We start from the raw sequence: 21,263 nt of genomic DNA on the forward strand, positions 1-21,263 counted from the left end.
CTCTCGTTGCAGCGCTATATAGAACCCTTTCCCCAAAAGAGTCAACACCATTTTTAAAGCAAAGGTGAAAATAAATAACTTCCCTATTCTATCCTATTTTCCTGCAGTCAAAAGTTTCATTTTCTTTGAATACACTAAAAAATCTCACTTAAATTAAAATTGTCCTCCTACTTTCCACCATGTTATAATTCGAAAAAAAACCGTTTTTTGTTACGGAAAGAATTCATATTCCCCCAAAAAAATAACCAAATTCTTGTACAAGCACCCTAAGCTATGCTAGCTTCCCGCGTGCAATATCCTGAAAGGATCCAATATTCTAAAAATCTAAGATAGACTGCAATGGGAATTTATGTGGGATAACCAACATCAAAAAAATGACCCCGGGCAAGATCCTGCCCTTGAAGTCAAACGCTCTCCTCCCGCCCATCGGCAAGTCTCTGTACGCTGGCTTACAGGAACGGTTCTTACTGGGATTACTTCCTGTATTCTCATGGGGATTGCGCTCTTTGCTGCTTTAGATGAACAACAACGGCTGGTGACACCTCCACAGTGGTTTAAGCAAAAAAAACCGTCAAAAACACAAACATCCGGCGCTAATGGACGTAAAGGCGATCGCATCTTCCCTACACGAGCGCGACAAAGTTTTGACAGTAAGCGCCAGTTTGAATTGTCAATTTTGCAAAAAAAGAGCAATGCCAAAATCATTCAGACTCAAAAATTTGAATGGATCCGAATGGCTTTGGCTGAAGAACGCACACACCAATACACTTACCCTAAATTTGATTCTTTAAGCATTTTTGACGATGACCCGACAAACGCTCAAGCCAAACCACAAGATTCTGGGCAGATCTACGGAGCAAAAGTAGAAACAAAGGTGATTCTGCGCAATTACGATTTTCTCGTTAATCAAATAGACTTTAATGACGCGGACACTATAACTTCCAGCGAAGCGCAACAAGAATTACTAAAAGCTGGCTTCTCTTTGGATAGAACCAACGAACATCTTTCCGTTTTAACACTGATCGACCCTTTAGAATTAGATGAACTATCCTCTACTCCAAAATTCACAGACGCCCCGGAAGTACGCATTATTCAAGAGAACATGACTGTATCTCCTAGAAATCAGCGAATCGATCTTACTAAAAATTATGCTGAAGATATTATTCCCATTCTAAAAAAGCAAAAGATAGTAGATGCTCTTAAAAAGAACGACTATACAGAAACACAAATTGAACAGATTTCGGATATCTTGGGCATTTTTAACCACTCAGATACGCTAAAAGAAGGAAGTCTATTACGTATTGGAATTGTCACACAGCTCGGGGAAGAGGATCGTATCGTGCGAGCGAGCATCTACAGAGGCAAGCATCACATCCTCACAATTGCCCTCAATGATAGCAACCAATTCGTTGAAAGCGCAGAACCAGAGATGTCGCACGCACTTAAAACCGCTTTTCAAAATGGCATTCCCCATATCAATGCGACGCAACTACCAACAGCCTATGACGCTATTTATAGTGCAATGCTCAGCCATAATATGTCGAAATCCCTCTCTCGGCATATCATTCGTCTGCTCGCCACTAACGTTGATATGAAAAGCCGGATAACACCAACAGATCAGCTAGAAGTATTCTACGCTGTACCACAGGAAAATGAAACAAACAAAAACCACAAAGGGAAAAAAAATCTTAAAGCGAAACAACCTGCCACAAATGTAGACCCTGAAATTCGCTATATCAGTGCCACATTCGGCAATACGACCTATAAATATTACCGTTATCAATCAAAAGATGGTAGCGTAGACTACTATGATTCAGAGGGAAAAAGTTCAAGACCCTTTTTGATCCGGAAGCCCCTTCCAAACGGCGTTTTTGGCTCTCCTTTTGGACCACGTAAACACCCTATTTTAGGATATGTTAGAATGCACACAGGTGTTGATTGGGTCGCACCAAAGGGGTCGCCTATTATTGCTGCTGGAGATGGGGTTGTCATAAAAGTAGGCGTGATGGGAGGTTACGGAAACCATACAGAAGTTCGACATGCCAACGGGTATGTTAGCACCTATTCACACCAAAGCCGTTACGCAGAAGGTATAAAACCAGGCGTTAAAGTGAGACAAGGGCAGGTCATCGGGTACGTCGGATCAACGGGGATGGCAACAGGTCCTCACGTTCATTTCGAACTCATTGTCAATGGAACGAAGGTCAACCCAATGCGCATTCGTATACCCGATAGTAAATCTTTAACCAACCAAGATCTGCAAGCATTTTTTCAAGAAAAAGACAATATAGACTCATTGATCAACAGTCCAGCAACTCTGTCAGAAGATGCTTCTTAAGTTACTTTTCTCAATCATTACAGCAACATCGTTTCCTTCTGACTTTGTGCATAATAAACAATCCGAAACACCAGACACAAAAGAAAAATAACATCCCTCTTCCGTTCTAATCGAAAAGAAAGTTCTTATCTCACAAAGAAATAATATATACGGTAAAAAAAAACCGTCAGATTTCTTCTGCTCATTTAAAACAAAATAGAGAAATTCTGCTTCCTTGTTCAAATTTTTTGAACTAGCTGAAAACTGCTGGTTCACCGTTCACAGAGAAAGAAAACAACTCCCAAAAATTTTTACGATAGCTGCGTTTCATTTGGAAGAGATTCGTATTTTTTATGTTCCAAAACGGCTTGTCGGCATCTAAATCGATTGGCTCGATCAAAGTCAATTTGTCCTAAGCACGCAGCCCCTACACCCACCGTCGTAGATAAAATGATAAAGTATTTGAAAAACAGTTGATAATATAAATGAACAATAGAGAGGTTTTTTAAAAACAAAAACTCCCTTATCAATAAGCAAAATGAATCGTATCCATGTTAGATCTTATAATGATTGGAAACAAAGCGATCTATTTTCACCAAAGATCTTGTCACCACACACCCCACCAGCACAACCCTTCCCCGATTATGAGGCATTCATTTACAGAAACCATTGTTTCTTTTGATAAGCTTAAGTAACGCGCTCCTTTAGTTATTCACATTGAGCTTTGGCAAAGGAATCATGACCTTTGTACCACCCAAAGCAGAAGTTTCAAAAAGTGGTTTTTCACCAAACTGCATGCACAATTGTTCAATAACCAAATGGCCAAGGCCTGTTTTTTTCTTTGTGCTTTGGTTGCTCATGCCCACACCATCGTCTTCCACGATTAACATCATTTGTCCATCTTCTTGGAGACCGAATGAAATATAAATGTTTCCGGAACGCTGATCAGGAAAAGCATGTTTTAAAGAATTTGTTAGCAACTCACCAAGGATAATCCCAAGCGTTGTTGCGTCTCTAGAAGACAGCCGATAATCTTTGAAAGAAGTATGAATAGTTATATTTTCACGTAGTTCAAAAGGTACGGCCAATTCAACATCGTGTACCACCAAACTCAGAAACTCCGCCAATGAAGTTGTTTCCATATCATCGCCCAAGCGCAAGCGACGGTGCGCCGCGGATATTGTCTGAATACGATCACGTGCAGCACCGAGAACAGAACGAACTTCTTCACTTGTACTACGATTTAATTGCAAGCCCAGCAGAGAAGACACTGTTCCAAGAGAATTGCCAATGCGATGGCTTGCATCCTGCAGCAACATTTCAACACGTTGTCGTTCTTTTTCAGCGTGATTACGTGCCTTTTCGAGTTCTTGCGTGCGCTCTTTCACGCGAGCTTCAAGGGCAGCATTTTCGCTGTGTAGCAATAATTGGTACATTTTTAAGGAACGCACATCACGATGGAAACGATTAATGACAAAATAAGCTGATATAAAAGTACTCACCACAGAAATAATGGCTGCCAGTGTTAAAGCAGCACGCATAAGCGCTATGTTCTCGCGCTGTTTTTGCCGCACAACGTCATCCCCGTTAATAAAACCTGTCATTAATTGGGCTAGACGAGCAACTTGAATTTTATGAATTTCAAGAGGAACAAAAAGTTTTGAAGATGAGTCGGTATCTCCATCAAGAGCGAGCATATGTGCATTCATAATATCTCTTCGTGCTTCAACTTCCCTCTTAAAAGCAGCAAACCACTCATACCATTGCGGATGCGCATAAACAATGAGGGCGGCATAACTTAGAATATCATCAAGATTACGAACTGCATTTTCAAAATGCTCCTTATCTTCTGGACTACGGTTTTTTGCGTAGTTACGGTCAGCAATAGCCATATCAATTAAATTGATGAGCGCCAAGTCAGTCTGCTCGCGCAATTCTGAACTTGTATTTAACCGTGCAATTTCCTGATCAACAGCGTTTGAGAGTAGCATGATGAAGGCTGATGCCAGAAAAGCCATAACGAGGGACACAATAATCGCCGCCCACCGCCAACGTGAAATCGTAGAAGCGGAGATAGATATTTTGGGCAGCAAATTCATCTCTATCGTCATATAACTTCCATCAGCGAGCCTGAAAATTGTTATCTTTCAACACAAAGGAGTCCCGCTTTATGGATCACGACGCAGAGATCCTGATTAACCGCTTTATATGAGCTACTCTTATTTTCTAAAAGGTGCACATCAAACACTATGAACTTCCCAAGAATACCATTCCTGCTTTAATAGCTAAGAATGGAATGAGAAAAACAAGAGCCTCGACCATAATTATCATACCTTTTTAGCCACTAAATGAACACAACGTGCTTCCAGCCGAGTGAGCATCGGGTCCATAATCAGATTCACCATTTACCTTGAGAAGTTTCTGCAAACGACTTCGTGCTCTGCTAACACGGCTTTTGATTGTTCCAACGGCGCAACCACAAATGGCTGCGGCATCTTCGTAGGAAAAACCAGATGCACCGATGAGAATAATGGCTTCTCTTTGATCATTAGATAACGCATTTAAGGCTTTTTTAAAATCTTGCAAATCAAGCGACCCATATTGAGTAGGATGAATTGCCACATTTTTTGTAAATGTACCATCACTATCCTGGACCTCTCTCCCTCTCTTGCGCAGTTGGCTGTAGAACTCATTTCTCAAGATCGTAAAGAGCCACGCTTTGAGATTAGTTCCCATTTCGAAGCTATCTTGCTTAGCCCACGCTTTCATGACAGTATCCTGTACCAGATCCTCTGCTTTATCGTGTTTTCCGCTCAAAGAAACAGCAAAAGCCCGCAATGTGGGTAAGACCAACAGCAATTCTTGTTTAAAATTTCGCACGCCCGTCTTCATGAAAAATTAAACCTTTTTCATGCTGTTCAGACTTATTTTTTCTGCCTGATCCAGCCTTTCCAGCAGCTCCAACAAACGCACGGGCAACGCTTCTTCCTGAATCTCCACGTAAAATTGACGTAATTTTCGCGCTATTTCGCTGTTGACCCCGAGAATCTCCTCTCCAACAGCAGAGCAATTGGCGAGATTTTTTTCATCACGGTCGTTCATTTTTTATCCCCCTAATCCATATAACAAAGGTAACAGTGCAAAGAGATTTTTTCGCCTTATGGTTGTAAATATAATCTTTATGAAAAAAGTTCCATACGAGGGGGGGAACTTTTTTATCTGTTGAGGGTTCTTGCTTAACAAAGTGCTTCAAAGGTCAAAGGAGTTGTAAATTATGTCATTATCAACACGCATCGCACCGCATCTTCCCTATCTTCGACGTTTTGCTCGATCTGTTACAGGTAACCAAATGTCCGGCGACGCTTATGTGTCAGCGATGTTAGAAGCACTTATTGCAGACATTACTATTTTTCCTAAAACATCTAGCGATCGCATTGGTACCTATTGGCTTTTTTGTCATCTTTTCGACCAAACTACACCCAATGTCCCTGATCCTTTGCCACAATTTAGTCTTGAACAAAAAACAAGTGCAAAATTATCGTACCTCACACCGCGTGCGCGCCAAGCTTTTTTGTTAATTGCAGTTGAAGGGTTTAACGAGAGAGAGGCAAGCGAAATCATGGATATTGATGCAAAAGGGTTCCGTAAACTCCTCAACCAAGCGTCAACAGATATTTCTCAGCAAATTGCCACACAAGTCATGATTATCGAAGATGAACCTCTCATCGCTATGGATATTGAGCAAATGGTAGAAAGCCTTGGTCATCAAGTCGTTGGAATTGCGCGTACCCGCGACGAAGCCGTGATTATGCATCATCAAAAAAAGCCACGCATGATTTTGGCCGATATCCAATTGGCCGATAACAGTTCTGGTATTGATGCAGTCAATGACATTCTAAAGAACGATAATATACCGGTAATTTTTATCACTGCTTTTCCCGAAAGATTGTTGACTGGAGAGCGTCCAGAGCCAACTTTTTTGGTAACAAAGCCCTTTAATCCTGATATGGTCAAAGCGCTTATCTCACAGGCTCTATTTTTTCAAAAGAACACCTCAAAAGCCGCTTAGCACAAGGTAACATTTTTGTTATGATTGTTACCTCAATTCCAAAATTGCCGATAGAAAAATCACGTCTTAGTGCCTTAATGCAAGCAATTCGCGGCTCTGGTATTTGCGTTTTGTATCAAACGACCAATCTCGTTTATTCATGGGCAGAAAACCTGCCAAAACATTTGCATCACAAATGGCGCGTCGGCTGTCGTGATACTGATTTTTTCTCACTTGACCTTGCCGACAATATGGAAACGATCAAATTGCAAGTCTTAGCCACTGGCAAAATGCAAACTATAGAAGTGCGATTTGAAGACATGGCAAAGCAAGCCATTTGGTACAAATTTTCGATTGATTGCCACCGCAATGATAATGGAGAAATCATCGGTATCATCACCACAGGCGTTGATATTTCCGGATTACGCCGACGCGAACAAGTCCTGAAGGTGCTCCTCAGAGAAGTCAGCCACCGCTCTAAAAATCTTTTAGCTATCATCCAAAGTCTTGCCAGCCAAACCGCACGCTATACGGAATCTCTTCAGATTTTCTTACGCAAATTCCAAGGACGCATCCACTCTCTCTCCCATTCTCAGGACCTTATTACCGATTCTGATTGGCGTGGTGCCCAATTTCGCGAGCTGGTTCATTCACAGACTTTGGCTTTGGGTTATTTTACGAAAGAAACCAAGCGCTTTTCTGTTGAAGGCGTGGACCCATATCTTTTTCCGAACGCGGCTCTGCATATTGGTTTGGCCTTTCACGAATTGATCGTCAACTCCCTCTCTTTTGGTGCTTTATCGCAAGAAAGGGGAAATGTGTCTGTGCACTGCACAATTAACAAAGAAGCAAGTGAAAAAACACAACTTCTCATTACTTGGAATGAAAGTTTTGAATCAGAAACCCCCCTTTCTTCTGATAAGAAGGCTCGTTTTGGCAGTGCTGTTCTAGAAAAAATCGTTCCTGTTTCTGTAGATGGATCAGCTTCCCTAAAATTAACAGAAAAAGGCATTGTCTATTGCCTCTGTGTTCCCGAAACTTATTTTGATGTTTTTCCTAAAAAGTGACTAAAGTCCTGAGAAATAATAAAGCAAAATACTCACCCCTATCGAGATAGCTTTGCAGCCAATATAAAGATATCTTTCCGAACGAATCATCTCCACCAGAGCAGATCCCATGAAAAATTGGGTTCGCTCGCTATAGCCGCACAAACTAACCCAATGTAGACTCAATCTATTTTGGAACAAATCACTCTTGAGAACATTTTAAATGAGGAAGCCAGCCCCACGCGGGCAAACGGCGTTGCGTTCCCTAGCCTTGACTTGAGAAAATGTTCTATGAGTGCTCTTATTTTTGTTTTGATACTGGTTTCATGTACAGATGACTTCAACAGTTGTTATTCTGATAGCACGATGGTCAAAACTTACCCGACAGCTCAAGAATGTGAACAGGCTTTAATGCCATCCATCCAAAAATTTTTACATTTTGGCGAACAAATTTTTGCTCAATGCACCAGTGTGCATGCAAATTCACGTGAAGAAGAGGTAAGTATCACTTGGTCCGTAACGAATCGAGGAAATCTTCTGATTAACAAACAACAAACAAAAACAGCATCACCAACACGAATCGCGCAGCGAACTCTCTTTCCATCATAAACACCTCCTTGCGCATAATGTAATACACGCGCAGATAGCTTGCATAAAAGTTGTTAAAATCGTAGATTGCTCTGTCTTAAAAAAATTCACTAAAGAGTGTAGCATGGCAGGTAATCAGAAAATTTATACTCCACGGAACCATCATGCAGAGCAATGCGCTGTACCTCAGGACCAACCCTTAGATCCTGCAGTAGAACAGATAAGAAAGAGGCTCATGCGTTTGATGATTGTTTCCGTTTCAATAACGCTTATTCTTATTCTTTCTGTATTATTTGGCGTTATATACAAAATCGCGGCGCCCAGGCCAGATACAAAACAAGTGAACCCCTCTTCTTTCCAGGGAAAAGATTCAGAAACAACCCATCATACACTCTCTCTGCCGAGAGGAACGCAGATATTGTCGCAGGATCTTTCAGAACACAACATCGCACTTAAGGTGCGAACTCCAGAGGGAAAGACACAATTGATGATCTATAATTATTACACTGGTGCGCTTATTGCGATTTTTTCAGTCGAAACGACGCACGGAACGCCCACCGAACCTCCCCGTTGATAATAAGCATCGATGATTCCCCACGGCATTTTTTCTTGAGCAAACCCAAGCCTCCTCAAACATTCCCTTCAGCAGAGGGTGTTTCTACCCGAGACGCGGCTGCCCGCCGTCGACGTGTTTTTCTCATTGTTTCTTCGCCCGACACCGACAAGGGAGAAGGGGAAACTTTTTCCTTCGGTACCTCTCCATTTTTGCCATCCTTTTGCGTTGCTCGCGCAAGATCGGTAGCAGCCTCATCTTGACCGACCACAGTGCGGCGACGCGAAGTACGACGTACTTTTTTGACGGGCTCGTCACTTTCTTGTACGCTAGCTTTCTCTTTTCCGCTTATTTCGTCTGGCGAAATATTCGTACCCGGTTCCTCATCACCAGCATACCCATTTCGCGCTCCGACTTTCCGGCCATTGTAACTTTGCGCATATCTTTCAGATTCGTCGGAGCCCGTATTGTCTTTTCTCGTACTTTCGCCGTTCATTTCATCATATTCTTGCTCACTGCCTTCATCACGGCGCACAGACTGAGATGCCTGGGCAGAAGCAGCCAAAATGATACGCAAATAATGTTCAGCATGCTGCAAATAATTCTCAGACATAACGCGATCACCACTGCCCTGCGCATCGCGTGCAAGACTTAAATACTTATCGGCAATTTGCTGAGCATTTCCGCGGATCTTGACATCTGGACCGCTGCTCTCATAATTGCGAGACAACGGATTTGGACCTCGACGGCTACTGTTGCTCCCATTATTGTTGTTACTACGACCGCGCGCCCGTCTATTTTGTTGTGGCCTCATATTTATCCCTTTTGGAGTGTGTGTGTCTTAATTGATTCTTCTTCATTGCATTATTTTTCAATAACGCTGATCATGTTTAAAATACGGTTATCAGGCTATCCACGTTTTATTTTATCAGAATGATACCTACTGACATTTGGCAAAAGCACATAGTTTTTGAAAACCACAAAAAGTAGGGGGAACCTACGCCCAAAATTCCCTATTTCTCTTTTAACCAGCAGAAATACATTGTTTACACAAAACGCCAAGTGTCTTTTTCAAAGCAGGCAAAATTCCATCCGAAATGTCACCATTTTGTGGAAAACAGCAAGAAACGAAAACACGCACACAGCACCTTAGCAAACAAACAATCGCATCAACAAAACCTTGTGATTCCTACCGAACCACCGCTTCTAAAAAACGACGACACCCCCCGTTCATTTGCATACCTAGCTCATAAACGCCCACTTCCCCACAAATCACTTACCATGCAAACACGCCCATTGTGCAAACATAACCTCTTTTTTACGCTAAAGCAACCCCACCCTGAGCGATCATCCAACCAGTACGCCACAGGACCACCTTTCTCTATAGGTAAGTTAACATACGAAATTGTTCAAGTCCTTTTATTGTCAAATAGGCTATCATTTTTTTGTAATCAACAGGTTGCACTATAAATTTTGTCTCAGATGCCTCAATGATGGTATGGAATAATGAAAACAACGACAGATTTTCGGAAAAATTACGATCCACATACCATAAATTTTTAAAAAATTTGGTTTTATAAATATGAGCGGCGGAATGCATTCTACTTCTTTTTTGTGCGTTTCAAATTGGCCACAAAAACGAATGCGGTGGCCTCTTCTCCTACATTTCAGTTATATTTTTCAAAAGGAGAGGAAAAATTTTTTATCAAGCAACGGCGACGATTCTTGAGAATCAACGAGGCAACCAAATATTCTTTGGAGTGTATCCTTTTTTAAGTGGAGATTTGTATATTACGGGGCATAAGCGGCATATTAAAATCGGTTACGTACCTTGTGCTTCTCGTCTTTTTTTTCATTGATGAAACAATCCCGTAGAAGAAAATAGCTTCCGTCTCCTGGTCGCACCATTTTGACACATCTTTCCTTTACATGGTAGGAGAGACCATCCCACATATCACGGATTGCGAAATAGGCTTCACTTTCTAGATTAATGCATCGATAATAAACCTCCATCTTTACATCAGATAGAACCGAAGCGGAAATTTCTTTGCAATAAATTCGCAAATCAAATGTTGGGATAACCAACGGAACAAGCTCTCGTTGTGCGATCTTCTCTGCGGGAAAAAAGTACTTAACGGCTTTCTTAACTGTAGAACCACACAGAAAGACACAGAGGATAATAACAAAAACACGAGAAGCCATACGATACAATTTTTTGCGACACAGCTTCCTCATCGCACGGATTCTTCTTACCATAAATATCACATATTCTAGTGTACAGAAGCTGGATTCTTTTGTAACGGACAACAAAAGAAAACCGAACTCAATAAAAATATATTACGAATGAACAGCACTTCAAACCTCTTAGATAAAAAGCAATTCACGTAACCCAGAGAGGAGTTGCCTCTTCTTTCTCGAAATACCTCATACCCCTCTTATCTCTTCAATCCTTCTATAGAGGCTTTTTACTTTCATTTCTTGACAAGAATCCGAAGGATCTACCACAAGATTTTATTCATGTAAAACTTCATACAGCAAATAAATTTTTCTTATTTTTGCTAAAGTTCTAAACGAATGGGGCTAAGACATTTTGAAGTCACGCCAACATGACCGGCACAAGTAGAATCGGACTTCGAAAACCGAACATACACGGGGAGGGGCCGGTATCCACTAACTTAAGAGACATACAAAAGAGTAAGCGGGCTGGTATAGTTTTTCGTCATCTACGGTCCCCAGCAATTTTGTTTTTTACCGAATTGGTCTGTCGCCAAAATCCAGCGTGACAATAACGGTTCTGTTTTCACTAAATAAGCTGGTTTATTAATGGTTGGGGGTTTCGTCCATCCCGCGCAATAAAGTTTTGCATTCGTCTGGCATCCCGCCAAGAGCAATACAAAGGCGAAAAGGAGAAAGGGAAAGAACTTTATCATTGATTTTTTCGCGATTTTGAAAAGCGGAAACGGCTTGGACTAAAGTCCTGTTTCTCTCTAAAAGTCGTCCATAAAAAAAGCCACTTAAAGTGGCAGCGATCAACGAAGCTAAAATAAAACTCCAACGAAACAAAAAATTACCCTTACTATTCCCTCATTCGATAGATAGACATGCCAATCCCGGAGACTGTAGCCAAAACCATGATAACAGCTAGGGCCCATTGTACGGGCCCATGTCCGGTCAAAATCCCTGTTATTCCGGAAAATGAGCCAATAACTGGCGCCAAAATTTCTAGCTCTCCAAAGAATTTTTTCGGCGATTCAACCTCTTGATAATTGGGAGAAACGTAAGCGCCCTTAGTCCACAGACCCGCTTCGGCGGCTCGTCTATACACGAGCCCCTGCAAACGTTTTTTTCCCGCTCTTGTCCATTTTTGCAATTCGATGGGCACGGACTCATAATCACCTTCGTTAAGCTTCTTTAAGAGTGTAGAATTGCAAAAAGCTTTCATTCCCACGTTATAACAAAAGGAAACGAGAGCAGCAAACTGCTCATCAGTTAAAGGAACAGCGACAGCCTGTTCAACAGTGTTCTCAAATTGTTTTAAATCTTTTTGTAATAGATTTTCTGCTTGCCTTTCGGTGAGACGCATTCCTTCTTGCACGAAAGGTTTTCCTGCTTGTGAAGTATGGCCGTAACCAATCGTCCATACCCCAGCGGAATCTCTATAAGCGTGCAATCGAAGACCTTCCCATTGTTTGATAAGCGCAAGCCCCTTTTTCGAGATTTTTCTCATTTTTTAGAACTCCTCAAACGATTTGTGATGTAGAAGGAAGAATCGGAGAGTAAAATAATGCTATTTTAGTATTTTAACATTTTGTTTTTTAATCATTTTTTTTGTTGCCTTGATTTTTTGCTCTTGTTCAACCGCCTCCATATTTCGAAGGAACTCTCCCAATTTTTGTTCTAAAGCATCTAACTGCTGCGAAGTTTGCACCATATTTTCCGTCAGTTTTTTGTCGATAGTGTCGATGTCTTGGCGCATTTGTGCTGACAGTGCATTTAAAGGAGCATGTCCCATTCTTCCACTGGCATAAAGGACCACACGGATACGTTCAGGATCTTTAATGTCCGCGATAGAAAATGGAAAAAATGTCATTTAGCAATCTCCTGTTTATTTTATGGGTGAAGGACATAAATACCGGCCGGCTTCATCTCACGTGCACTGCCACGCATTATTTACATGCATCAAAAACTTTGGCCTTAATCATTAATCGGAAAAAGACAAAAATCAGTGCAATCACTGCCAAAATCGATAATTTTCAGTATGTTTTAAGAGGGTTGCGTTGCACAAGCGTAGCAAAAATAACTACATCACTTCTGTTTCTTTGTTTTGCAACACCTTTTACCTTGTGTAAGCTACAGCTATTTATAGAGTTCCAGAGCATTCAAGCCGCGGATATTTGTGCACATATCACCTCATCCTGATATTTAGTCAATCAGCAGAGTCAGCAGAGTTTGCATATTTTTTCTGAGAAATACCACTTACCTAGGCATTTTTTCGCGGTAAAGGTGATTACAGAATCTGGGTACGAATTTTGAAAAGAGATGAAATTGAGTTCATCGGGAGGTAGGGTTTTCGGTTTTTCCATCCCCCCATTATCGGTAGACTAGAATTTTTTTATGCAAGGCTTCCTGGTGCTTTAATATACAGCGAATCATTTTCGCTGCTCTGTGAATGAGCATTCTAAATTTATCTTCTGTCCTAAGATTCAAACTCACAGCACCAACCATTCTAAGAAGAAGGGTCGGGAAGTCATATGAGTTCAGGGACCAGACACCACCCCTTCACCCGTCACGCACAGCTCACCGCTGGGCCTGTCGTAATCTTCCAACAAAGATTTTTTTACGAACTTCTCCGTCACAAGATAGCCCAATTTACAAATCTCGTGAACTATTCTCCCCCCTAATTTATGTATTCATTAACGCAGCGATTTTTGGATAGTGGCTTCCCAATCGATTATAGTTTCACCTCTATGTTACGGTTTTTTTTAAAGAACAAAGTCGGTTAAAGAAATTGGGAAAGAAGGAAAAGATTTTGCGTTTAGGCACTGTGACTTTTTTCATTTTAAAACCAAGCTTACTGTAGTCGACATGCAATAACTTTGTTTTTTTGTCCATATGCACGGCTTCTGGATTTAAACGCAGAATTTCTTGAGCGATGACGCCATAATAGCGTTGCGAACATCCCTTATAATTAAACGTATAAAGCGGGTAACCGTTTTTCTTTCCTACTGGCACGATATTTTCTTTTGCTCTTGCATCAGAAAGTCCCAAAATTCCTCCCACCAATCCCAGCAACCGTTGTACATCATTTAATGAATCGTTCATAACTGGGGACTCTGTCACTGATTGAGCCGACGTTGTTCCGTAATTTCCCGCGGCCTGCTTTCCTGCTTGCAACAACCGTTCCAACTTATTCCAGTCTTTATTATCTTCTTCCATCCATTTTTGATATTGAGAATCTAATGCATTTTGGCGTGCAGTATCTTGTATCACCCCGCTCTTCAAAGCGTTGTTCTGGGCATTGCTCTGTCCTTGAAAGAAAGCATTTGCAGCATTTATTTGATCACGCCAAGAATTGTCGATCATCTGGTTTGCATTCATCATATTTCTGACATCTTGATTATATTGCTGTGCGCTAGCATTTGTTGCCAATGCACCGAGTTCATCGGCGAGCACCCCAGCATGTGCACCAGACCCGTACCTCCCAGCTCCTGCAACAGATTGATTAATAGCATCAGAGGTTTTATTGAGCGCATTTTGCAGTGCGATATCAAATTTGCTATTCCCTCCAATGAGATTTCCCTTTGCCATATTAGAGAGATTTGTTGCACTTTGTGTTGGAGCGTTCAACACGCCCATCAATGCCGGATTATTGTATTGATCGGCAGCCTTTTTTAATCCTGAGATTGCATTTTTTGTTATATCACTCAATCCGGCTATGCGCTCACCTTGGTAAACATTACCGCCGACTCCTTTATTAAAAAGGTCGAGCGCCTGAGCACTGGCTGTTTTTAAGATATCTTCTGCCCATATAGGCGGAGCATTTGTTTGCGTTTTCGTTTGAATCTGTGGTGTTACTTTTTTTCTCATGCAACCAAAACCTTTCTATAATGGATAGAATTACGAGAATAGCCGTGATGAGCGAGCGCTTTGGCCCACCCAGACCTTCCAAGCATAAGCATTTCATCAGCGTTAATTGCGCGCGCCCACTCTTCGATTTGCTCAATTAATTTAACCAATTTCACCCCGCCCTCCCCGGCTAAATCCAAAATAATGACACGTTTTTTTCCCGTGTGTGTCACTTCAATTTTGGTGATCACAAAAGCAGTAAATTTGATATTATTTTTTAAGATGACCCATAATTGCGTTTGTCCCATTGCGATTTCTCGAGCCATGGTATGTAAGCACACATCATCTGGAAATTTCTTTGCGTATTTTGTGACAGCCGAATTGATACAATTTTTGTAGCGTATTATTTTTTCCCACGTCCACAAATTGGTAAGATGGAGAGAATAGGGATTTTGTCCGTCTTGTTTCTGTATCATGATCTTATTTTTATCCCCTTTCATTTAACCAAATGGATGATTACAAAGTACGACCCACCTTCCTCGCCCTTTGATATGGGGAAATGCTCAATGCACTGCTTGTTTTTTTGAATCAGAAGACGTTCTCAACGCACTCCGGCAGATTTTAATTCCACATCAAATCCCGTAACATGAGACCAGTTAGCTCCTTCTGGGATTCGCAACTTAAAGCGATAAAACCGTGCCCTCACGCGGTAATGGATTTTCCCAGTGTTATAAGACGGCTGCTTTTCTGGAAGCCAAATTACTTTTTCTTCAAGAGATTGACGCAAACGTACTCCGACAGACAAATAAAACTCTCCGCTATTGACCTGTGTCATAATATCTTTAACCCGTGTCATCCTGCCGTTTGTCTGCCCCATTTCTTGCGATGTCACAACACAATCCATAGGCTTACCGGAGAAAGATCCAAGCCTGCCCTGGTTATCAAAGGCACCAAGAATAGGGGATTCATTTTTCCAAATCTTACTGTCAAGAGAGAAAGATAAATCATCAATATTCTTCGAGACTTCATCAAGTCCCTCTAACGTTACGCTTGATAAGAAGATTGGCAAAATCATTTTGATTTTCAAAATCGCTTTGGTCCATTTTTGCAATCCCCAATCATAAATGAGTAAGAGGCGCTCTTTTACAGCATCATCTCCTGCAATTATCCAATAAACACGATTATAAACGCCATCGATGGCGGCAAATAAAGTCGACAGGCCACTGCTACTATTGCTAATTTTTGTCATTATGGTCCGATCCACTTTTTCAAAACCTATAGGTATAATCTGTCCTTCATTTGTTATCTGATAGAACCCGCCTTCATCTGCAAAGAAAGAAAAATTTCCTCGACAAACGATAGATTCAGGATTTTTTACACCACGTTTATCGTGTATTTTCTGGAAGCTAAAGATCATTTTAGATCCAGGAATGAACGATCCAGCGTAAATTGCCGAACGCATAAAGATGATTGGATTTGTTGTTTCAGTTGAGCCCTGTACAAATCCACCATCAGGGAAATCTTGGTAATCGCAGCTTTTTTTTCCAACAGTCCAGAATTCGGCATCATTTAAACCAGACCAATGAACGCGCCTTGGATGCTCAGTCAATTTCATCAAACAAACGAAATCTCCCCACACCCTAACGATCCCGGCTCGTGGTGGATTTCCCCCTAAATTTCTAAATTTGCCGTCATTATTGACAAGATTGATAACTTGAGGTCTATCATTGGAATTAACAGCGATGACCTGATCACCAAACAAAGCGAAAGACCAAGGTGCATCGATATTGGCGAGATACGGCTCTTTTTCTCTACTAATATCGTTCCATTGCATCGTTGTATTGTTGAGCATGTAAATTTTTTTTTCTGCTCCAGCTATAATTGATACGCCGGACTTTGTTTTAACAGCGATAGCGCTTAAAATATTGTCAGGGCAAGGTTTCGCGAATGGTACGAAGCTTGGCATGGGGATGTAAGACCCATCAGCTGGCAGTACATTGGTAAGCTCATTGGTAAAGGCGCTATTAATATCGGCAACATCTGGTCGATAATCGGCGATTGGAAAAAAAGCCATTCAGAACCCCATTGAAATAATTTTTGATGCATTTTTTCTGTTGGACGTCTCTATGCGTAAAGCCTTAAGTTGTTCTTGAAAATCATTAAAAGAAACGGCAGCATATTCAGGATCTTTGAGGATATTTTTATAAAGCTCATATTTTGCGCGTGCTTTAATCAGATCGAATGCGTAGAGCATCCATGGATCATCTTCTGGAATAACATTTTTCTCACAAAATCGTATGGCGGCATGAGAGAATCGCACGATTACGCTACTTTTTGGCGTTGGAAAAAGCCCTATTTTTTTATCCATATATGTATAAAAGAGGGGTGTTCCCTGCGGTGGCGTTTCTCCGTATTTTTTCTTTAAGATTTTTGGAGTTTCATAAAGCAACTGCACCTGCGTTGTAGAGTTTTTTTCTAAAAAAGCGGACTCAATATCCTTTTCTGAATCGACCAATAGTCCTTCTTGTTGTCCGTACCATGTTTTTCCACCTTGTGTTTTCAATATTGATTCCTTTTTTTTACTGAAGAAGAACGGCTCCATTTTGCAAAGCCTCAAAGCAGTAAAAATTGAATCTTGAATTTGAACGACATATTCAGCTGTTGTGTCATCGACTTCATCTTGAATGAGCGCGACCATACGGGTAAAAATCTTGGACTGATCTTGTTGTGTAACCTTGTTGGATGGAACAGACATAAAGCACCATAATCCTTATTTTCAGTGTTTCGCCATTTTGAGTAGCGTTTTTTTTCTTCTCTGAACAAAATTGTTTTTTCCGGAAGAAGGGTTAAAAATTTTCTGGATAGTATTAGATAGTCTCTGCCCAAGTTGGGAGCACGATCGTCCCGAAATCTTGCTTGCTTGTCTCGCTCATTGACATCACATCTTGCACATACTTCGGAAAGATACTAAAGCGCGTTTTTTTCATGCCAATGATGATTTTCGCAACTGCCTCAAATTCGCGATCATGATCGAAAACTCGCTCCACCAATTGATAGTCTGCTTCTCCACGATTTTTTCCAACGGCCATAATCGCGCTTTGTGCTCCAAGTAGAACGGCACGACGCACATTTTGCACGGGAGTTCCTCCATCATCTTCACCAAGCTGTATACCCGCGGTAACACACTCAGTTTCGTGCAAAATGACTCCATTATATATACCAATAGCCCCATCTAAGAGAGGGTGTTTTACGCGGTTCCCATGATATTGTGCTTTAGTAATTTCGATCCATCGCTCTTTTTCCGTACTGTTGCGCAATTGGACGACCTGCGTTGGGTACATATAAAGCACATAAAGATTTTCCCTCCCTACACGCACCGGTTTTATTTTTGGATTTTCGAGTTTAGCGCGGTCAACAGCTTTATCGATAAGTTCGAGATCAAAGATATCATTTTTGTCCAAATCTCCGTCTGCGGTTTTTCCATTAGGTCGTATAATGCGTTTATCGGTCGGTGGTGTTGGCCTATTAAATCCATAATGGACAGGTTTGAGCATGATTTTTTCATGTCCAATATCTATGTAATTCGCTGTATATCCGCAAACGTGAAAGAAGAACATCGTGGTTAAACGGTCTGCATGCCGATCGACTAATGCGTTTTCGACCTCTGAGCGCAAGTCGCGTATGGTATATTGGTTAACAGTTCCGTCACTTTGAACGCGCACAGCATGAGAAAGCTCGTCGATAGCCACACGATCGCTTATAAAGTACAAATATTCTTCGTTGTCTTTAATACGATCGGAATCATTTTCTCCGTTGTGACGCAAGTACCCACGTAAATTAAAGATAACCGCATCGCCACTTTCTTTATTAGTTTCTTCTTTTAATTGTATGACGCTGTTGGAGTCTCTACCAATCAATGAAGCGATAGGCATAATTTTTGAAATTTCCTTGCTCAACAATTTAGATCGTACAGACGAAACTTTTTGGTCATTTAATTTTACGTGATTTTTTTGCATTTTCCCCTCTTAAGCTTAGTGACGTAAAAATTACTAAAGAGCGGATTGTTTACAATCCGCGCCTTTGCTTTTTGAGATAAATTAGTTTCGGCGTTTTTATCAGTTTTCATTGACAGCTTTTCCTGTGTACTTCCTTTATGCATATTTCACATGGTCAAAAGCGCTGTCGTTTTTGACGATCACTGGCTCAAATATTGAATTTGTCACTGACATTTTGTTAATCATCCCTCAAAACGGGAGTTCCCGGAGGAGGATGTTGCGGGTAGCGATCAAGCACGCAACACTTCCCAAACGACACTCGTTTGAGAAGTTTTTTTGCCATCATAAAGTCCTTTCAACTATGAACATAGTTGTTTTTTTTGGGCCTTACTTCGATATTTTGTGATTGCACGTTCTTTGCTATACTTTTCTGAAAAGTTTTTAAACGGGTTCTGCGTAAGTTGTGATCACAATTGTCCCGAAATCCTGTACTTCTCCCTCATCTACCATATCAGAGAAATCAAATCGCGTTTTTTTCATGCCAATAATGGTTCTTGCAGCGACACCAAATTCGCGTTCATAGTCAAACAGCCCTTCTACCAATTTGTAGCGTGTCGACCCCCGATCTTTTCCAAAAGCAATCACAGCACTTTGTGCCCCGAGCAGGACGGCACGGCGTGTGCTGGGCATACTTTCCGGAACCTCATCTTCTGTGCTTGATACGACACCTTGAGTTATATGTTCCGCCTCGCGCAAAATGACGCCATTATACATACCAAGCGACCCATCAAAAATGGGGTTTTTCCCGCGGCTTCCGTTATAGCCAGCCTTAGTAATGTCGAGCCATTGCCCTCTGTCTGTGTTGGTCCGCAACTGCGTGACCTGCGTCGGATGCAAATAAAGCACGTAAACATTTTCACCATCAACGCGCACAGGCCTAATTTTAGGATTTGCGAGTTTAGCTCGTTCAACCGCTTTATCGATGAGTTGAAGATCAAAAACATCGTTTTTGTCTAACTCTTCATCTGCCATTTTGTCATTGGGTCGAATTATGCGTTTACTGGTTGGTGCCGTTGGTTTATTAAATCCGTAATGAACGGGAGAGAGTTGGAGGTTTCGTCCTTCAAACTCCAGTGCGTCCGGTGTATATCCGCAAACATGCATGAAAAACATCATGCTTAAACGATCTGTATACCAATCAACCAAAGCATTTTTGGCCTCTGTACGCAGGTCGTGTATAACCCGCTGCTGGTCGATAGTGCCCTCGTTTTTAACGCGTACAGCATGAGCAAGTTCGTTAATGACCACCCTATCACTTAAAAAATGCAGATGTTCTTCGTTGCCTTCCAGCTCGTCTTCTTCACTTATCCCATTGCCATATAGTTGCGTGCGTAAATTAAAGCTAATTGAATCACCATTCGCTTTACTCGCTTCATCTCTCAGCTGTATGATACTGTTGGAGTCTTTCCCAATCAGTGAAGCAATAGGGATGGCCTTTGAAATTTCCTGATTCAAAAGTTTAGACCATATACACACGGCCTTTTGGTCATTTACTCCGATATAGCTTGTTGTCATTTTTTCCTCTTCAGATTATTGGCATAAAAAAAATCGGCAAATTGCCGATCGCTGCTTGTCCACATTTTTTATTTTTCGAACTGTGGATTAATTTCTTTTTTTGTATGAGATCTTTAACCAAGGAGTCCTTCTTCTTTTAAGGGAGTTTTTTTGTTTTTCTTCTTGGCAAAGTTTTTCTCAGAGCATTTAGTGTCGAAGATGAGCTTCTTGGATATTGTTTTTTTGAACCATAAGCTCGACGTGTACCTCTTTCAAAGATCATCTCTCATGACTTTTTCAGTCAGACCGTCCTCCTTGCATCAAATGGTCAAAGGTAGCTTTATTTTTTGGATCGCTCATCCACGTACTAAATTCTGCCTCTGACATTTTATCGAGCATATCCAAGGCCATAGGACCGTTTGTGGTCAAACCATTATAGGCAGCGAGTGTACGCGCAGAATTATGCTTTTCGCGCAAATTTTCGGCAGTATTACTGTCAGGGTTATTGTATCCAATATTTTGTGCGATAGAGTAAATCACCTCAGCAGGATTTTTATTTTTTTGTGCACAACACTGCAAAATTTGCTTTAATTCATTACCGATAATTGTATCCACGACTTTTTGATCGGCCATTTCTGGATAAATTGAAGAGAGAGCGGCCAATTGGTTAGCACGCATATCATAAATAAAATCGGCAGCATTATCAAAATCATGATGCTTTTGTTTAACAGCGGCGACAGATTGCTTGTAAAACGCATGCAGCTGTTGTTCTTCGGGGGCATTTTTCTGCTCTAACTGTTGTTGTGTATTCAACAAGCCTTGTTTGTGTAGTGTTTCTCCCAACCATCGCATATATCCCATGAAGTCTTTTTGCGGATCTGGGGGGCTCTCTCCCTTCTGCGTTTTTTGTTCATCTTCTTGCAGCGCGCATTCTTGGTGTTGTTGATCTATTGTATCCGACCCTTGTGAGTTTTCTTCAAGCGCTTTTTCCCCGGCATTTTTCTCCTTCTGATAAACTTTTTCCTCTTGCGTTTGATGCGGAATATCTTGTTCCAATTGGTTTTGTTCTTCTGGCGTTAAGTATTCTTGATCCATG

At 41.3% G+C, this 21,263-nt stretch carries 20 protein-coding genes; 5 read left to right on the forward strand and 15 right to left on the reverse strand.

Annotation, left to right across the window (positions count from 1 at the left end; translation table 11 throughout):
• The first annotated feature begins 349 nt into the window (after nt 1-349).
• Complete coding sequence (locus WCP75_RS03965; protein ID WP_336276949.1) at nt 350-2,338, forward strand: M23 family metallopeptidase; 1,989 nt, start codon at nt 350-352, stop codon at nt 2,336-2,338.
• 683 nt (nt 2,339-3,021) lie between these two features.
• On the opposite strand, the gene WCP75_RS03970 is transcribed toward WCP75_RS03965, so the two are convergent.
• The 3 genes from WCP75_RS03970 to WCP75_RS03980 form a co-directional block, all read right to left on the reverse strand.
• Entirely contained in the window at nt 3,022-4,428 is a 1,407-nt protein-coding gene (locus WCP75_RS03970; protein WP_336276950.1) for a sensor histidine kinase, read from the reverse strand.
• A 226-nt stretch (nt 4,429-4,654) separates the two neighbouring features.
• A complete protein-coding gene (locus WCP75_RS03975) occupies nt 4,655-5,209 on the reverse strand; it encodes an RNA polymerase sigma factor (RefSeq protein ID WP_336276951.1) in 555 nt (184 codons plus the stop codon).
• A 6-nt stretch (nt 5,210-5,215) separates the two neighbouring features.
• Nucleotides 5,216-5,419 (reverse strand): NepR family anti-sigma factor, encoded by a 204-nt coding sequence (locus WCP75_RS03980; protein ID WP_336276952.1) that lies wholly within the window; start codon nt 5,417-5,419, stop codon nt 5,216-5,218.
• A gap of 172 nt (nt 5,420-5,591) precedes the next feature.
• Here WCP75_RS03980 and WCP75_RS03985 point away from each other — a divergent pair, with 172 nt between their 5' ends.
• The 4 genes from WCP75_RS03985 (at nt 5,592) to WCP75_RS04000 (ending at nt 8,573) form a co-directional block, all read left to right on the forward strand.
• Entirely contained in the window at nt 5,592-6,386 is a 795-nt protein-coding gene (locus WCP75_RS03985; protein WP_336276953.1) for a response regulator, read from the forward strand.
• A 20-nt stretch (nt 6,387-6,406) separates the two neighbouring features.
• Nucleotides 6,407-7,432: a PAS domain-containing sensor histidine kinase gene (locus tag WCP75_RS03990; protein WP_336276954.1), complete on the forward strand. Its 1,026-nt coding sequence runs from the start codon at nt 6,407-6,409 to the stop codon at nt 7,430-7,432.
• Between the two features lie 171 nt (nt 7,433-7,603).
• Nucleotides 7,604-8,020, forward strand: a complete 417-nt coding sequence (locus WCP75_RS03995) for a hypothetical protein (RefSeq protein ID WP_336276955.1) — start codon at nt 7,604-7,606, stop codon at nt 8,018-8,020.
• A gap of 103 nt (nt 8,021-8,123) precedes the next feature.
• The gene (locus WCP75_RS04000) at nt 8,124-8,573 is read left to right on the forward strand and encodes a hypothetical protein (protein WP_336276956.1); all 450 of its coding nucleotides are present in this window, start codon (nt 8,124-8,126) and stop codon (nt 8,571-8,573) included.
• Nucleotides 8,574-8,628: 55 nt separating this feature from the next.
• Here the strand turns inward: WCP75_RS04000 and WCP75_RS04005 are convergent, their stop codons facing one another.
• From WCP75_RS04005 to WCP75_RS04060, 12 genes are all read right to left on the reverse strand, one after another.
• Nucleotides 8,629-9,366 carry a DUF4167 domain-containing protein gene (locus WCP75_RS04005; RefSeq protein ID WP_336276957.1) on the reverse strand — a complete coding sequence of 246 codons (738 nt, stop codon included), beginning with the start codon at nt 9,364-9,366 and terminating at the stop codon, nt 8,629-8,631.
• Nucleotides 9,367-10,364: 998 nt separating this feature from the next.
• Entirely contained in the window at nt 10,365-10,808 is a 444-nt protein-coding gene (locus WCP75_RS04010) for a hypothetical protein (protein WP_336276958.1), read from the reverse strand.
• A gap of 564 nt (nt 10,809-11,372) precedes the next feature.
• Nucleotides 11,373-11,615, reverse strand: a complete 243-nt coding sequence (locus WCP75_RS04015) for a hypothetical protein (RefSeq protein ID WP_336276959.1) — start codon at nt 11,613-11,615, stop codon at nt 11,373-11,375.
• A gap of 13 nt (nt 11,616-11,628) precedes the next feature.
• Nucleotides 11,629-12,279 (reverse strand): gene transfer agent endolysin BgtA, encoded by a 651-nt coding sequence (gene bgtA, locus WCP75_RS04020; RefSeq protein ID WP_336276960.1) that lies wholly within the window; start codon nt 12,277-12,279, stop codon nt 11,629-11,631.
• Nucleotides 12,280-12,339: 60 nt separating this feature from the next.
• Nucleotides 12,340-12,642 carry a hypothetical protein gene (locus tag WCP75_RS04025; protein ID WP_336276961.1) on the reverse strand — a complete coding sequence of 101 codons (303 nt, stop codon included), beginning with the start codon at nt 12,640-12,642 and terminating at the stop codon, nt 12,340-12,342.
• A gap of 875 nt (nt 12,643-13,517) precedes the next feature.
• Nucleotides 13,518-14,639 carry a BaGTA-type gene transfer agent maturation protease BgtD gene (gene bgtD / locus WCP75_RS04030; protein WP_336276962.1) on the reverse strand — a complete coding sequence of 374 codons (1,122 nt, stop codon included), beginning with the start codon at nt 14,637-14,639 and terminating at the stop codon, nt 13,518-13,520.
• A complete protein-coding gene (locus WCP75_RS04035; RefSeq protein ID WP_336276963.1) occupies nt 14,636-15,094 on the reverse strand; it encodes a hypothetical protein in 459 nt (152 codons plus the stop codon). The genes bgtD and WCP75_RS04035 overlap by 4 nt, the downstream gene beginning before the upstream one ends.
• A 125-nt stretch (nt 15,095-15,219) precedes the next feature.
• Nucleotides 15,220-16,692: a gene transfer agent protein BgtE gene (gene bgtE / locus WCP75_RS04040; RefSeq protein WP_336276964.1), complete on the reverse strand. Its 1,473-nt coding sequence runs from the start codon at nt 16,690-16,692 to the stop codon at nt 15,220-15,222.
• Complete coding sequence (locus WCP75_RS04045) at nt 16,693-17,373, reverse strand: hypothetical protein (protein ID WP_336276965.1); 681 nt, start codon at nt 17,371-17,373, stop codon at nt 16,693-16,695.
• A gap of 112 nt (nt 17,374-17,485) precedes the next feature.
• Nucleotides 17,486-18,634 (reverse strand): phage capsid family protein, encoded by a 1,149-nt coding sequence (locus WCP75_RS04050; RefSeq protein ID WP_336276966.1) that lies wholly within the window; start codon nt 18,632-18,634, stop codon nt 17,486-17,488.
• Between the two features lie 420 nt (nt 18,635-19,054).
• Nucleotides 19,055-20,188, reverse strand: coding sequence for a BaGTA-type gene transfer agent major capsid protein (gene bgtG, locus WCP75_RS04055; protein ID WP_336276967.1), 1,134 nt, complete (start codon nt 20,186-20,188; stop codon nt 19,055-19,057).
• A 276-nt stretch (nt 20,189-20,464) separates the two neighbouring features.
• The gene (locus WCP75_RS04060; RefSeq protein WP_336276968.1) at nt 20,465-21,262 is read right to left on the reverse strand and encodes a hypothetical protein; all 798 of its coding nucleotides are present in this window, start codon (nt 21,260-21,262) and stop codon (nt 20,465-20,467) included.
• Between the last annotated feature and the right edge of the window lies 1 nt (nt 21,263).

The sequence above is a fragment of the Bartonella numerosa genome, from assembly GCF_037070845.1.
In the GTDB taxonomy this organism is placed as follows: Bacteria; Pseudomonadota; Alphaproteobacteria; order Rhizobiales; family Rhizobiaceae; genus Bartonella.

What these genes read in the sequence shown, in the direction of transcription:
- WCP75_RS04000 (WP_336276956.1), top strand. Translation starts at nt 8,124, where the DNA reads ATGGCAGGTAATCAGAAAATTTATACTCCACGGAACCATCATGCAGAG.
- bgtD (WP_336276962.1), bottom strand. Translation starts at nt 14,639, where the DNA reads ATGAGAAAAAAAGTAACACCACAGATTCAAACGAAAACGCAAACAAAT.
- WCP75_RS03990 (WP_336276954.1), top strand. Translation starts at nt 6,407, where the DNA reads ATGATTGTTACCTCAATTCCAAAATTGCCGATAGAAAAATCACGTCTT.
- WCP75_RS03965 (WP_336276949.1), top strand. Translation starts at nt 350, where the DNA reads ATGTGGGATAACCAACATCAAAAAAATGACCCCGGGCAAGATCCTGCC.
- WCP75_RS04025 (WP_336276961.1), bottom strand. Translation starts at nt 12,642, where the DNA reads ATGACATTTTTTCCATTTTCTATCGCGGACATTAAAGATCCTGAACGT.
- WCP75_RS04050 (WP_336276966.1), bottom strand. Translation starts at nt 18,634, where the DNA reads ATGCAAAAAAATCACGTAAAATTAAATGACCAAAAAGTTTCGTCTGTA.
- WCP75_RS03980 (WP_336276952.1), bottom strand. Translation starts at nt 5,419, where the DNA reads ATGAACGACCGTGATGAAAAAAATCTCGCCAATTGCTCTGCTGTTGGA.
- WCP75_RS04035 (WP_336276963.1), bottom strand. Translation starts at nt 15,094, where the DNA reads ATGATACAGAAACAAGACGGACAAAATCCCTATTCTCTCCATCTTACC.
- WCP75_RS04045 (WP_336276965.1), bottom strand. Translation starts at nt 17,373, where the DNA reads ATGTCTGTTCCATCCAACAAGGTTACACAACAAGATCAGTCCAAGATT.
- WCP75_RS03985 (WP_336276953.1), top strand. Translation starts at nt 5,592, where the DNA reads ATGTCATTATCAACACGCATCGCACCGCATCTTCCCTATCTTCGACGT.
- bgtE (WP_336276964.1), bottom strand. Translation starts at nt 16,692, where the DNA reads ATGGCTTTTTTTCCAATCGCCGATTATCGACCAGATGTTGCCGATATT.
- WCP75_RS03975 (WP_336276951.1), bottom strand. Translation starts at nt 5,209, where the DNA reads ATGAAGACGGGCGTGCGAAATTTTAAACAAGAATTGCTGTTGGTCTTA.
- bgtA (WP_336276960.1), bottom strand. Translation starts at nt 12,279, where the DNA reads ATGAGAAAAATCTCGAAAAAGGGGCTTGCGCTTATCAAACAATGGGAA.
- WCP75_RS04060 (WP_336276968.1), bottom strand. Translation starts at nt 21,262, where the DNA reads ATGGATCAAGAATACTTAACGCCAGAAGAACAAAACCAATTGGAACAA.
- WCP75_RS04010 (WP_336276958.1), bottom strand. Translation starts at nt 10,808, where the DNA reads ATGGTAAGAAGAATCCGTGCGATGAGGAAGCTGTGTCGCAAAAAATTG.
- WCP75_RS04005 (WP_336276957.1), bottom strand. Translation starts at nt 9,366, where the DNA reads ATGAGGCCACAACAAAATAGACGGGCGCGCGGTCGTAGTAACAACAAT.
- WCP75_RS03970 (WP_336276950.1), bottom strand. Translation starts at nt 4,428, where the DNA reads ATGACGATAGAGATGAATTTGCTGCCCAAAATATCTATCTCCGCTTCT.
- bgtG (WP_336276967.1), bottom strand. Translation starts at nt 20,188, where the DNA reads ATGACAACAAGCTATATCGGAGTAAATGACCAAAAGGCCGTGTGTATA.